This is a genomic window from Sphingopyxis sp. RIFCSPHIGHO2_12_FULL_65_19, assembly GCF_001830555.1.
In the GTDB taxonomy this organism is placed as follows: Bacteria; Pseudomonadota; Alphaproteobacteria; order Sphingomonadales; family Sphingomonadaceae; genus Sphingopyxis.
In genome coordinates, this window is the sequence record NZ_MIAM01000027.1 from 70188 (window position 1) to 82390 (window position 12203).

At 64.2% G+C, this 12203-nt stretch carries 10 protein-coding genes, 1 tRNA gene and 2 rRNA genes; 4 read left to right on the forward strand and 9 right to left on the reverse strand.

Going from position 1 to position 12203, the window contains the following annotated elements; all coding sequences use genetic code 11:
* Positions 1-78: 78 nt before the first annotated feature.
* The gene (locus tag A3E77_RS09235) at positions 79-732 is read left to right on the forward strand and encodes a YqaA family protein (protein ID WP_293645216.1); all 654 of its coding nucleotides are present in this window, start codon (positions 79-81) and stop codon (positions 730-732) included.
* 108 nt (positions 733-840) lie between these two features.
* Here A3E77_RS09235 and A3E77_RS09240 read toward each other — a convergent pair whose 3' ends face one another.
* The 3 genes from A3E77_RS09240 to A3E77_RS09250 form a co-directional block, all read right to left on the reverse strand.
* Positions 841-1386 (reverse strand): VOC family protein, encoded by a 546-nt coding sequence (locus A3E77_RS09240; RefSeq protein ID WP_293645190.1) that lies wholly within the window; start codon positions 1384-1386, stop codon positions 841-843.
* On the reverse strand, positions 1383-2471 hold the full coding sequence (hppD, locus tag A3E77_RS09245; protein WP_293645192.1) for a 4-hydroxyphenylpyruvate dioxygenase: 1089 nt from the start codon (positions 2469-2471) through the stop codon (positions 1383-1385). The genes A3E77_RS09240 and hppD overlap by 4 nt, the downstream gene beginning before the upstream one ends.
* A 167-nt stretch (positions 2472-2638) precedes the next feature.
* Positions 2639-4513, reverse strand: coding sequence for an ABC-F family ATP-binding cassette domain-containing protein (locus A3E77_RS09250; RefSeq protein WP_293645194.1), 1875 nt, complete (start codon positions 4511-4513; stop codon positions 2639-2641).
* A 79-nt stretch (positions 4514-4592) separates the two neighbouring features.
* Here A3E77_RS09250 and A3E77_RS09255 point away from each other — a divergent pair, with 79 nt between their 5' ends.
* Positions 4593-5015, forward strand: coding sequence for a VOC family protein (locus tag A3E77_RS09255; protein ID WP_293645196.1), 423 nt, complete (start codon positions 4593-4595; stop codon positions 5013-5015).
* Positions 5016-5155: 140 nt separating this feature from the next.
* Here the strand turns inward: A3E77_RS09255 and A3E77_RS09260 are convergent, their stop codons facing one another.
* The 3 genes from A3E77_RS09260 to A3E77_RS09270 are packed head-to-tail and all read right to left on the reverse strand — an operon-like array spanning position 5156 to position 9294.
* The gene (locus tag A3E77_RS09260) at positions 5156-6715 is read right to left on the reverse strand and encodes a DHA2 family efflux MFS transporter permease subunit (protein WP_293645198.1); all 1560 of its coding nucleotides are present in this window, start codon (positions 6713-6715) and stop codon (positions 5156-5158) included.
* A 3-nt stretch (positions 6716-6718) separates the two neighbouring features.
* Positions 6719-7867, reverse strand: coding sequence for an HlyD family secretion protein (locus A3E77_RS09265; RefSeq protein ID WP_293645200.1), 1149 nt, complete (start codon positions 7865-7867; stop codon positions 6719-6721).
* Entirely contained in the window at positions 7867-9294 is a 1428-nt protein-coding gene (locus tag A3E77_RS09270; RefSeq protein WP_293645202.1) for an efflux transporter outer membrane subunit, read from the reverse strand. Before A3E77_RS09270 ends, A3E77_RS09265 begins: the two co-directional genes overlap by 1 nt.
* A 65-nt stretch (positions 9295-9359) precedes the next feature.
* Between A3E77_RS09270 and A3E77_RS09275 the strand changes: the two genes are divergently transcribed.
* Both A3E77_RS09275 and A3E77_RS09280 read left to right on the forward strand, forming a co-directional pair.
* The gene (locus A3E77_RS09275; RefSeq protein WP_293645204.1) at positions 9360-9992 is read left to right on the forward strand and encodes a TetR/AcrR family transcriptional regulator; all 633 of its coding nucleotides are present in this window, start codon (positions 9360-9362) and stop codon (positions 9990-9992) included.
* A 72-nt stretch (positions 9993-10064) separates the two neighbouring features.
* Positions 10065-11357: an Hsp70 family protein gene (locus A3E77_RS09280; RefSeq protein WP_293645206.1), complete on the forward strand. Its 1293-nt coding sequence runs from the start codon at positions 10065-10067 to the stop codon at positions 11355-11357.
* Positions 11358-11424: 67 nt separating this feature from the next.
* Here the strand turns inward: A3E77_RS09280 and A3E77_RS09285 are convergent.
* From A3E77_RS09285 to A3E77_RS09295, 3 genes are all read right to left on the reverse strand, one after another.
* Positions 11425-11501: transfer RNA gene (locus tag A3E77_RS09285), tRNA-Met, on the reverse strand.
* 110 nt (positions 11502-11611) lie between these two features.
* Positions 11612-11726, reverse strand: a 5S ribosomal RNA gene (rrf, locus tag A3E77_RS09290).
* Between the two features lie 118 nt (positions 11727-11844).
* A 23S ribosomal RNA gene (locus A3E77_RS09295) occupies positions 11845-12203 on the reverse strand; the annotation flags it as partial.

The window sequence follows — 12203 nt, forward strand, 5'->3', positions numbered from 1 at the left end:
CGGCATAGGGGTCGCGAAGGTCGCAATGGCGGCGTCGCAGCAAGGACCAGCATGACCGCCACTGCCCGCAACAAATCCCTGATCCAGAACCTCTATAACTGGACCATGGAAAAATCAGCGCACCCGCATGCCGAGTTCTGGCTGGCGCTGGTCTCTTTTGTCGAGGCAAGTTTTTTCCCGATCCCGCCGCATCCGATGCTGGGGCTGATGTGCCTCGCCAATCCGCAAAAGGCGGTTCGCTATGCAATCATCTGCACGCTGGCGTCGGTCGCCGGCGGTATGCTGGGCTATGCGATCGGCTTCTTCCTTTATGAAAGCGTCGGACTGTGGCTGCTTGGAGTGCTCGGCCTTACCGACGCATTCCCGCCGGCCGCCTGTTATTTGCGTGAGTTCGGAGCCGAGATCATATTGATCAAGGGCGCGACGCCGATCCCGTTCAAACTGCTGACGATCACCGCCGGTTTCATCCACATGAGCTTCTGGACCTTCTTGTGGGCAAGCCTTGCCAGCCGGGCCTTTTCGTTCATGCTCGTCGGCATCTTGTTCAAATTGTTCGGGGCGCCGATCAAGGCGTTTATCGACAAATATCTGGTGTGGGTGACGGGCGCATTTGTCGTCGCGGTCGTCGCGGGTTTTCTGGTCATTGGCGCGCTGTCGGGCGACGGTGAAGCGAAACAGGCCGATAAATGCAGCGGCGCGACCTTGGAAAGCATCGGGCTGGATCGGGAGTAGAAACCCCTCCGTGCCCCCCCCGCAGGCGGGGGTCCATCTCCGGTCGATGCTATTTTGAACCCAAAGGAGATGGGTCCCCGCCTTCGCGGGGACACAAAATTAGATGATCTACTCGTTTGCCGCCGTGTGCAGCCAATCCGCGTGACGCGGTGCCTTCTTCGTCTGGCTCCATTCCTCGAGCATCAGCGGCGCGACGCGCTTCAGCTCGGCATATTGTTCGGCGGTGCCGATGTCGCACGCCAGTTCGACACGGTGGCCGTTGGGGTCGAAGAAATAGATCGACTTGAAGATGCCGTGGTGCGTCGGGCCGAGCACGTCGACGCCTTCGCTTTCCAGATGCGCCTTCGCCGCCACCAGCTCGTCGAAGCTGCCGACCTTGAACGCCAGATGCTGGACCCATGCGGGCGTATTCTCGTCGCGGCCCATGAGGGGCTGGTTAGGCAGCTCGAAAAACGCCAGTATGTTGCCGTTCCCCGCCTCAAGGAAGACGTGCATATAGGGATCATATTCGCCGGTCGACGGCACATGGTCCTCGGCAAAGGCGGTGGTGTAGGTCATGCCGAGCATGCGCTCGTACCACTCGACCGTTTCCTTCGCATCCTTGCAGCGATAGGCGGCGTGGTGGACGCCGCCCAATTTGATCGGGCTGGTCATTCGGCAGGTTCCTCGACGGTCAGCGCGCCGCGGCGGATCTGGTCCATTTCCATCGATTTGAACAGCGCGGTGAAATTGCCCTCGCCGAACCCCTCGTCCTTCTTGCGCTGGATGAATTCAAAGAAGACCGGGCCAATGACGGTCTGGCCGAAAATCTGAAGCAGCAGCCGCGGGTCGCCATCCTCTGTCGATCCATCGAGCAGGATGCCGCGCGACTGCAACTCGCCGACGGGTTCGCCATGTCCAGGCAGGCGATCGTCCAGCATCTCATAATAGGTCGCCGGCGGTGCGGGGGCGAAGGGGTTGCCGAGTGCCTTGAGCTTGTCCCACGCGGCGTAGAGATCGTCGCAGCTGAAGGCGATATGCTGGATGCCCTCGCCATTATAGGCGCGCAGATATTCCTCGATCTGGCCCTTGCCGCCCGCGCCCTCTTCGTTGAGCGGGATGCGGATCTTGCCGTCGGGAGCGGTCATCGCCTTCGACGTCAGGCCGGTATATTCGCCCTTGATGTCGAAATAGCGGATCTCGCGGAAGCCGGCGATGCGCTCATAAAACGCCGCCCAATGCGCCATGCGGCCGCCATAGACATTGTGCGTCAGATGATCGATCAGCTGCATGCCCGCCCCGACGGGGTGCCGATCGACGCCTTCTTCGTAAACAAAGTCGATGTCGTAAATGCTGAGGTCGTCGCCATAACGGTCGATCAGATAGATGATCGAGCCGCCGATGCCGCGGATCGCGGGCAGGCGCAGTTCCATCGGGCCGGGATTGACCTCGACCGGCTCGGCGCCGCGTTCGATCGCTTCGCTATATGCCTTGGCGGCGTCACGGACGCGCCAGCCCATGCCGCACGCCGACGGGCCATGCTCGGCGGCGAAATAGGCCGCGGGCGATTTGGGTTCGTAATTGGCGATCAGGTTGATGCCGCCCTGGCGCCACAACTGGACGTCCTTCGACCGGTGATGCGCGATCTGGGTAAAGCCCATCGCTGCGAACACGGGTTCGAGAATGCCCTTTTCGGGCGCCGAAAATTCGACGAATTCAAAGCCGTCGAGGCCCAGCGGATTATCGAAAAGGTCGGCCATGTCGCATTCCCATCTAGTTTCAATTGAAACTATTATGATGGATTGAGGTTATAGAGTCAATGCGAGGCAGCCCATGATCGCTTCGTCATGCCGGACTTGATCTGGCACCCATCGCCGCCGCGATGGCTGGACCCCGGATCAAGTCCGGGGTGACGGCAGGGGAATGCTCAGGCCGCCGCCTTCTCGAACGCCTCCAGCGCCTCGCTCGCCGCGACCCAGCGCGCCTCGGCGGCTTCCTGCGCCGCGACGATCTTGCCGCGCCGCTGCGACAATTCGCTCATCGTCAGACCCTTATATTCGCTGGCCGCACCCTGCGGATCGAACATCGCGCGATCGATCGCCGAGAGCACGACCTCATATTTGGCGAGGTCGGCTTCGGCGTCCGAAATGTCCTTCCTGATCTTCGCCGCCGCCTCGCGCGCCGCAGCCGCAGCCTTGCGGTCTTCCTTCTTGTCGGCCTTCGACACGCGGTCCTTTTGCGGGCCCTTGCCGAGGATCAGGTCGACATAATCATCCATGCTGCCCGAATATTCGCGCGCGGTGCCGTCATCGACAAGCACAAGGCGATCGGCGGTGAGTTCGAGCATATGGCGGTCGTGGCTGACGAGCACCACCGCGCCGTCGAAGTCGTTGAGTGCCTGCACCAACGCCTCGCGCGCATCGACGTCCAAATGGTTCGTCGGTTCGTCGAGGATAAGGAGGTGCGGTGCATCGCGGGTGATCAGCGCGAGCGCGAGCCGCGCGCGTTCGCCGCCCGACAGCTTTTTGACCTCGGTCGTCGCCTTGTTGCCCGAAAAGCCGAAGCGGCCGAGCTGGGCGCGGATCGCGGCCTGGGTCTTGCCCTCCATCACCCGCGTCATATGCGCAAGCGGGGTATCGCTGCCGTCGAGTTCCTCGACTTGGTATTGGGTGAAATAGCCGACGCGCATCTTGCCCGACGCCGCCATCGCGCCCGCCATCGGGCTGAGCTGCGCCGCGAGCAGGCGCGCGAGCGTCGTCTTGCCATTGCCGTTGCGGCCGAGCAGCGCGATGCGGTCATCGGGGTCGATCCGCAGATTCAGCCGCTGGAGCACGGGCTTGTCCGCGTAACCGACGCTCGCCAAGTCGAGCGTGATCAGCGGCGGCTTCAGTTCGTCGGGGCTCGGGAAATCGAAACTCAACGTCTGATCCTCGGCGAGCGCCGCGATCGGCTGCATCTTCGCGAGCAATTTCGCGCGCGACTGCGCCTGTTTCGCGGTCGAGGCGCGCGCGCTGTTGCGCGCGACATAGTCTTGCAACTTGGCGCGCTGAGCATCCTGCGACGCCTTCGCCGCGGCAAGCTGCGCCGCGCGTTCGGCGCGCTGGCGCTCGAACGCGTCATACCCCCCCGCATAAAGCGTCACCTTGCCGCCTTCGAGGTGAAGGATATTGTCGACGACATTGTTGAGCAGGTCGCGTTCGTGGCTGATCACCACAAGCTGCCCCGGATAGGCGCGAAGGAAATTTTCGAGCCACAAAGTCGCTTCGAGGTCGAGGTGGTTCGAGGGTTCGTCGAGCAACAGCAGGTCGGGTTCGGAGAAGAGCAAGGCCGCCAGGGCAACGCGCATCTTCCACCCACCCGAAAAACTGTCGAGCGGCTGGCCCTGCATGTCCTCGTCGAAACCGAGCCCGATCAGGATGCGCGCGGCGCGTGCGGGCGCCGTATAGGCGTCGATCGCGATCAGCCGCTCGTGGATGTCGCCGAGTTTGTCGGGGTCCTGCTCGGTCTCCGACGCGGCGAGCAATTCGGCGCGTTCGGTGTCGGCCGCGAGCACCGTGTCGAACGGCGTCGCCGTCCCGTTCGGCGCTTCCTGCGCGATATAACCGACGCGCGTCTTGCGCGGCATGTCGATGCTGCCCTCGTCGGCCTCCAGTTGGCCGATCATCACCTTCATCAAGGTCGATTTGCCCGCGCCATTACGCCCGATCAGCCCGACCCGGCTTTTGGCCGGCAGGCTTGCGGTGGCGCGTTCGAGGATGGCGCGCCCGCCAAGGCGTACGGTGATTCCATTGATTGTCAGCATGGGCGCGCGCCTAGCATGTTCGGCGTCCCAGCCCAAGACCGGACTGGCGTTTGCCGCAACGCTCGGGCAAACAGGCGCCATGGCTGCGATCGCTCCCTTCCACATTGCCTTTCCCGTCGACGATCTCGACGCCGCGCGTCATTTTTACGGGACGATCCTTGGCTGCCCGGAGGGACGGAGCGCCGCCGACTGGATCGATTTCAACCTGTACGGGCACCAGATCGTCGCCCACCGCGCCAGCGCGCCGCGCGCCGCCGCCGCGCATAATCCGGTCGACGGCCATGATGTGCCGGTGCCGCATTTCGGCGTCGTGCTGCCGCCCGCCGACTGGCGGGCACTGGCCGAGCGGCTGGCCGCGGCGGACATCCAATTCGTGATCGAACCGCACACACGCTTTCCAGGCCAGCCGGGCGAGCAATCGACGATGTTCTTCCTCGACCCCGCAGGAAACGCGCTGGAGTTCAAGGCTTTTGCAGATCTGGAACAGCTCTTCGCCCAATAGGCGTCCTCGCCGTCGATAATAAGCCCTGTGCTCCCGCGAAGGCGGGCGCCCATCTCCGATGGACGCAAGTTTGAACCGGAGGGCGATGCGTCCCCGCCTTCGCGGCGACACATGGTCTTTTCAATCAAGGATGGCGACGTTCAGTGTCCGCCGCCACCCATCGAAATCTGTTTCGGCCGCGGGGCGAACCAGACCGATATGGCGGCGATCACGAACACCACCCCCGATGCAAGGAACAGGTGGATCACGCCCAAAGTCGAGGCTTGCACCTCGACCAGCCGCTCGATCGCCGCGCGCGCCTGTTCGAGTGTGAAACCGGCGTTCTGCAACGTGGTCATCGTCGCGTCGGGATGGTTGAGCGACGCAACAAGTTCGGAACGCGAGGTGCGGCTGGCATCGTCCCACGCGGTCGTCGCCACCGCGGTCCCGATCGCACCGCATAATGTCCGCAGGAAACTCATCAGCCCGGCGGCCGACGTCTGGTGCTGCGCCGGCACCGAACTCAGCGCGAGCGCGGTCAGCCCGACGAAGAAGAAGGGCATGCCGATCCCTTGCAGGATATGCGGCAGCGCGAGCGTCCAATATCCGACGTCGGCGTTCCAATTGGCGCGCAGGATCGACATGAACGCCATCCACAAGATGCCCGCCGAAATGGTGACGCGCACATCGATCTTCGTGATCAGTCCCGCCGCGACGGGCGACAGCAGCACGGCGAACACCCCGAGCCAGGCGACGACGAATCCGGTCTCCGTCGCGGTATAGCCCGCGACCTGCTGCAGCCACAAAGGCGTCAGCACGACCTGCGCAAAAAAGGCGCCAAAGCCCAGGGATATCGCCATGGTCGCAAAGCTGAAGCCGCGGAAGCGGAAGATGCGCAGGTTCACCACCGGATTGGCGTCGGTGAGTTCCCAGATCACGAAAGCCGCAAAACTGATCGCCGCAATCACCCCAAGCGCGACGATCCATGTCGATCCGAACCAGTCATGTTCGCGCCCCGTGTCGAGCATGATCTGGAAGGCGCCGACCGACACGACCAGAAGGATCAGGCCGATGACGTCGATCCGCGCCTTGGCCCGCTTCGTCTCGAATGGGGTCAGCAGGGTGAACACGCCGAACCCGCAGATGGCAACAACCGGCAGGTTGATGAAGAAAATCCACGGCCACGTCCAATTGTCGCTGATCGTTCCGCCCAGGATCGGTCCCAGAATCGGCGCCGTGGTTGTCGTCATCGCCCAGATCGCAAGGCCGATACCGGCCTTTTCCTTGGGAAAGATGCGCAGCAGCAAGATCTGCGACAGCGGCATCAGCGGACCGCCCGCCAGCCCCTGGAGCACACGAAAAAGAATGAGCGCGTCGAGCGTCCGCGAGACGCCGCACAGGAAAGAGAAAATGCCGAACCCGATGATCGAGATCATGAACCAGCGCACGGTGCCGAACCGCATCGCCAGCCATCCGGTCAGCGGCACGCTGATCGCATCGGCCACCGCATAGCTGGTGATTACCCATGTCCCCTGCGTCGGCGAGACCGCGAGCCCGCCCGCAATATGCGGCACCGACACATTGGCGATGGTGGTGTCGAGCACGACGACGAAATTGGCGAGCGCCAGCGCAAACGCCGCGACAATCAACCGCACCCCGGTCAGCGGTTGCGGCTCGGCCGGGCCGTCGGCGGGCAAAGCGGAGGTGGCGGCACTTGCCATGGCTCAATTTCCGCGCGTGTCGATCGTGGCTTCCATCGACAGCCCGACGCGCAACGGATGATCCTTGAGCTGCTTGGGGTCCAGGGCGATCCGCACGGGCAGGCGCTGGACGACCTTCACCCAATTGCCGGTCGCATTCTGCGCCGGGATCAGCGAGAAAGCGGCGCCGGTGCCTCCCGCGATGCCGACGACCTTGCCGCGATAGACGACGTCGCCGCCATAATAGTCCGATACCAGTTCGACCGGCTGGCCGATGCGGATATCCTCGAACTGGCTTTCCTTGAAATTGGCGTCGACATAGGCGGTGCTGATCGGGACCAGCACCATGATCGGCGCGCCCGCGGCGATCCGTTGTCCGACCTGGACCTGCCGGTTGGTGACGATGCCGTCGACCGGCGCGCGCAGCACGGTCCGCGCGAGGTCGAGCCGCGCCTTTTCGAGCCGCGCTTCGGCGGCGGCGACGTCGGGGGCGGTGTTGATCGTCGTGCCGCGCACGACGGCTTCGGCGGCGCCCAGGTCGCCGCTTGCCGAACCGCGGGTGGCTTCGGCCGAGGCGATGGCGGCGGCGGCCAGATCGCGCGCGGCCGATGCCGAGGCAAGCGCCGCACGCGCGGCGGTGAGTTCCTCGCCCGACACCGCACCGGTGCCCGCGATGCTTTCACGCCGCGCCAGTTCGGCGCGCGCGCGTTCGACCGTCGCATTGGCGTCGCGCAGCCGCGCCCGCGCCTGTCCGATGTCCGCGGCGCGCGCAGCGACGCGCGCACGCGCGGCATCGGCGTTGGCATCGGCCTGTCCAAAACGCTGACGCGCGAGCCGCAGCGCCGCTTCGGCGTCGGCGACGGCAATGCGTTGATCGGCATCGTCGAGGATGACGAGGATATCGCCCTTCTTCACCGCCTGGGTGCCGCTGACGCGCACCTCCTTGACCGGCCCCGATACAAGCGCGGTGACCTGCGCGGAATCCGCACCGACGTAGGCATTGTCGGTGTAGACACGTCCCGCCTGCGTCAGGAAATACCAGACGCCCCAAAGGATCGCGACGGTCACGACGACGATGGCAAGGATGCGAAGCAGCTTCGCGCGCCGCGCGCCATTGGTTTCGGGAGGGGATTCGGGAGCGCCGGTTTCGGTCGCAGCCGTTTGGTCGGCCATCATTCGTCTCCTGTTGGATTGGGCGCGCGATATCCGCCACCAAGCGCGCGGATCAGGGCTATATCGAGCGAGAGTTGACGTGCTTCCAGGTCCGCAACCGCGCGGTCGAGCGCCACCATGCTGTCCTCGGCGGTCAGCTGGACGATCTGGTTCGACAGCCCGGCGCGGTAACGCAGTTCGGCCAGCTTCGACGCCTCGGCCGCTGCGGCCAGCGCCTCGCGTCGTCCCGCGAGCTGGCGTTGGGTCGCGGCGCGGCTTGCCACGATGTCGGCCACATCGCGCAGCGCTTCGATCAGCGTGCGGTCATAGGACGCCGCCATCGCATCATAATCCGCGCGGGCGCCGCGATAGCGGCCGGCAAGGCGCCCGCCGTCAAAGATCGGCAGGCTGATCGCAGCCCCGGCGTTGCCATATTCCGAGCCCGATTTGAACAGGTTCGACAGCCCAAGCGACTGCAAGCCGACGAGCGCGGACAGGCTGATATTCGGATAGAAATCGGCCCGCGCGACGTCGATGCGCTTCGCCGCAGCTTCGGCCCGCAGCCGTGCTGCCGCAACATCGGGACGCCGCCCAATCAAGTCGATCCCGGCATTCGCGGGCAAGTCGAGCGACGGCCGGGCCATGTGCGGGCGTTCGATCGCCAGACCGCGATCGGGCCCGGCCCCAAGCAGGGCGGCGATCCGGTTGCGCGTCGTCGCAATCGCCTCTTCAATCGCGAAAACGTCCGCGCGCGCCGATGCGGCGCGACTTTCGGCCTGGCGCTGGTTGGCCTGATTTTCGATCCCTGCCCGCGCGCGCGCGCTGGACAAGGCGGCGCTGGCCGCGCGAACGCGGACCGCATCCTTCGCAACGTCGAGCGCGCGATGATAGCTGGCAAGGTCGGCATAGGCCGCCGCGATTCCCGTCGTCAGCATCAGCCGCGCCTGCGCCGCATCGACACGCGCGGCTTCGGCTTCCGACGTCGCGGCGGCCAGTGCGGCGCGATTTCGACCCCACAGGTCGAGGTCGAAAGCGAAGGTCGCGGCAACATGCCCGGTATCCTGGATGCCGTCGGGGACGAAGGTCGGCGGGATGCCCATATTCTTGCTTTGTTGAACGCCGCCCGCGCTGCCCTCGGCGCCGACGCGGGGCAGCATCGCCGCCCCGGCCTGTTGCGCCAGGGCATCGGCGGCGCGAACCCGCGCCGCGGCGATCGCGACGTCGGGGGAACCCGCGAGCCCTTCGGCGATCAGTGTGTCGAGCTGGTCGTCGCCAAAAGCTTGCCACCAACCCTCTGTCGGCCAGACGCCTGGCGCGTTCGCGAACGTTGCCGCCGACGCCAGCGACTCGGCCGCTACCTGGGCCGGTCTTGGACCAAGGTCGGGAACGGCGGCGCAGCCTGCGAGCAGGCCGAAAACAGCGGTGGAGAGAAAAATTTTTCGGGGCATGGCTTCCAACGATACTAGCTGGTATCATGCGCCATTGGACCTCGGAGGATCGGTTGTCAATCGAAATGATACCAGCCAGTACGGCACCTCTCGACGACGCTGCGGCGCTACGGCGCAAGGCCTTTGTCGATGCGGCGCGCGAGCTGTTCTTTGCGCATGGCTACGCCGGAACGACAATGTCGTCGATCGCTGGCAAGGTCGGCGGATCGAAAACGACGCTGTGGACTTATTTTCCGTCGAAGGAGGATTTGTTCGCCGCGGTCGTCGACGGCATCGTCGAACAATATGGCGATGCGCTGACCATCGAGCTGCCGATCGACCAGCCCGTGCCTGACGTGCTGCGCCGCTTCGGCAATGTCTTGATGACAAAGCTGACCGCGAAGCCCTTGCTGTCGCTCTATCGCCTCGTCGTCGGCGAGGCCGACCGCTTCCCGCATCTCGCCGAAACCTTCTACGACCGCGGCCCGCGCCGGGGGAAGGCACGCATGGCCGACTGGATGGCCGAAAAGATGGTGCGCGGCGAGATCAGGATGGGCGATCCGATGCGCGCGATGCAGCAGTTCGCCGGCCTGCTCCAGTCGGGCCTCTATCAGTTCGCCGTCCTCAATCTTCCCGAAAGCCGCGACCTCAGCCGCTTGCAGGACGAAATCGACGCCGCGGTCGACACATTTTGTCGCGCTTGGGGACCCGAGGCTTAAGCTTGCTCCGCCGTTCTTGCTGTGCAATAGGCGCCGCCCCCAAGGGGTTCCCCATCCGCACAGGAGCATGTCATGGACAAGGCGGCCGCGAGCGCGCTCGGCCTCGATTTCGGCACGACGAACAGCGTCGTCGCGCTGGCCGATGGTCAGGGCAGCACCAAGCTGATCGCATTCGGCGACGCGGGCGATGCGGTGTTCCGATCGGCGCTCTGCTTCTGGGAAGAGGAGCGCGGCTGGAACGGCATCGCGCACGAGGCCGGCCCGTGGGCGATCGACGAATATCTGCAGTCGCCGATGGACAGCCGTTTCATCCAGTCGTTCAAGAGCGTCGCCGCGAGCCCGTTGTTCGAGCGCGCGATGATCTTCAACAAGCCGTTCCGCTTCGAGGACATGGGGCGCCTGTTCCTGCAACGGCTCATTGCGCACGCCGGCGGCGCGCTCGACGAGCGGCCGCGCCGCATCATCGTTGGGCGCCCCGTCGAATATGCCGGGGCGCGGCCCGATCCCGAACTCGCGCGCCAGCGCTATGACGCGATGCTCTCGGCGTTCGGCGCCGAAATCTATTATGTCCACGAACCGCTCGGTGCCGCGCACAGCTATGCCTCGCGCCTGACCGAACCCGCGACGATCCTCGTTGCCGACTTTGGCGGCGGCACCACCGACTTTTCGATCGTGCGCGTCGCGGAACCGGGCGCGGCGCGCCGCTGTGTGCCGCTCGCGTCGTCTGGGATCGGGATCGCGGGCGATCGTTTCGATTATCGCATCGTCGACCGGCTGGTGCTGCCTTTGCTCGGCAAGGGCAGCCAGTATCGCTCGTTCGACAAACTGCTCGATATCCCGGGCGGCTATTTCGCCGATTTCGGCGACTGGTCGCGCCTCGCGATGATGCGCAACCGCCGAACGCTCGACGAGATCCGCCGTCTGCAACGCGACGCCGAGCGCCCCGATCTGATCGAGCGCATGATCGCGCTGATCGAGCATGAGCAGGGATTTCCGCTCTATGATGCGGTCGGCAAGCTCAAGCGCGCGCTGTCGAGCAGCAAGCATGCGCAATTTCATTTCAGCGGCGGGGGGATCGAGATCGGTGCCGAGGTGCGCCGCGCCGATTTCGAGCGATGGATCGCCGACGATCTCACCCGCATCGAGGCGGCGATGGACGCAGCGCTGGCGCGGGCCAAGCTTTTCCCCGCGCAGATCGATCGCGTCTTCCTGACCGGCGGATCGTCGTTGATCCCCGCGATCCGCGCGCTATTCGACCACCGATTTGGCAGCGAGCGCATCGCGACGGGCGGCGAATTGACCTCGATCGCGCACGGCCTCGCGCTGATCGGCGAGGAATCCGATCCCGCCGAATGGGCCGCCTGACCCATCCCTGATCCCGGCGCCAGACACAAAGAAGCCCGCTAATCCCTAGGGAAAGCGGGCTTCTTGCTGGTTGCGGGAGTAGGATTTGAACCTACGACCTTCAGGTTATGAGCCTGACGAGCTACCGGGCTGCTCCATCCCGCGCCAACAACGACGATCCCAAGGGAGTTCGCCGAAACAGCAAAAGGCCGGCATCGCTGCCGGCCTCTAACTTTGTGAATGGGTTTCCGTTTCGACCTTACGTCGGCTGCAATGCCTGGCGACGTCCTACTCTTCCAACGCTTAAGCGGTAGTACCATCGGCGCTGTCAGGTTTCACGGCCGAGTTCGAGATGGGATCGGGTGGGTCACTGACGCCATGGTCACCAAGCAATGAAGCCGGCGTAGGGTCAAAAAGGGTTTCAATCGATGTCCGTGCAATATTGTCTGATCAATCATCCACTCATTCGCGGACAAACCAGTCAGGCTTGTCGTTGATGGCGGGACTCTTAAGTGCGAATAGAGCAATTAGTATCGGTTAGCTCCACACGTTACCGCGCTTCTACATCCGATCTATCAACGTGGTGGTCTTCCACGGCTCTATGAAATCTTATCTTGAGGGAGGCTTCCCGCTTAGATGCTTTCAGCGGTTATCCCGTCCATACATAGCTACCCTGCTGCGCGGCTGGCGCCACGACAGGTACACCAGAGGTATGTTCAACCCGGTCCTCTCGTACTAGGGTCAACTCCTCTCAAATTTCGACGCCCACGGCAGATAGGGACCAAACTGTCTCACGACGTTCTGAACCCAGCTCACGTACCACTTTAATTGGCGAACAGCCAAACCCTTGGGACCTGCTCCAGCCCC

What these genes read in the sequence shown, in the direction of transcription:
- hppD (WP_293645192.1), bottom strand. Translation starts at nt 2,471, where the DNA reads ATGGCCGACCTTTTCGATAATCCGCTGGGCCTCGACGGCTTTGAATTC.
- A3E77_RS09260 (WP_293645198.1), bottom strand. Translation starts at nt 6,715, where the DNA reads ATGGCAAGTGCCGCCACCTCCGCTTTGCCCGCCGACGGCCCGGCCGAG.
- A3E77_RS09265 (WP_293645200.1), bottom strand. Translation starts at nt 7,867, where the DNA reads ATGGCCGACCAAACGGCTGCGACCGAAACCGGCGCTCCCGAATCCCCT.
- A3E77_RS09275 (WP_293645204.1), top strand. Translation starts at nt 9,360, where the DNA reads ATGATACCAGCCAGTACGGCACCTCTCGACGACGCTGCGGCGCTACGG.
- A3E77_RS09255 (WP_293645196.1), top strand. Translation starts at nt 4,593, where the DNA reads ATGGCTGCGATCGCTCCCTTCCACATTGCCTTTCCCGTCGACGATCTC.
- A3E77_RS09240 (WP_293645190.1), bottom strand. Translation starts at nt 1,386, where the DNA reads ATGACCAGCCCGATCAAATTGGGCGGCGTCCACCACGCCGCCTATCGC.
- A3E77_RS09280 (WP_293645206.1), top strand. Translation starts at nt 10,065, where the DNA reads ATGGACAAGGCGGCCGCGAGCGCGCTCGGCCTCGATTTCGGCACGACG.
- A3E77_RS09250 (WP_293645194.1), bottom strand. Translation starts at nt 4,513, where the DNA reads ATGCTGACAATCAATGGAATCACCGTACGCCTTGGCGGGCGCGCCATC.
- A3E77_RS09270 (WP_293645202.1), bottom strand. Translation starts at nt 9,294, where the DNA reads ATGCCCCGAAAAATTTTTCTCTCCACCGCTGTTTTCGGCCTGCTCGCA.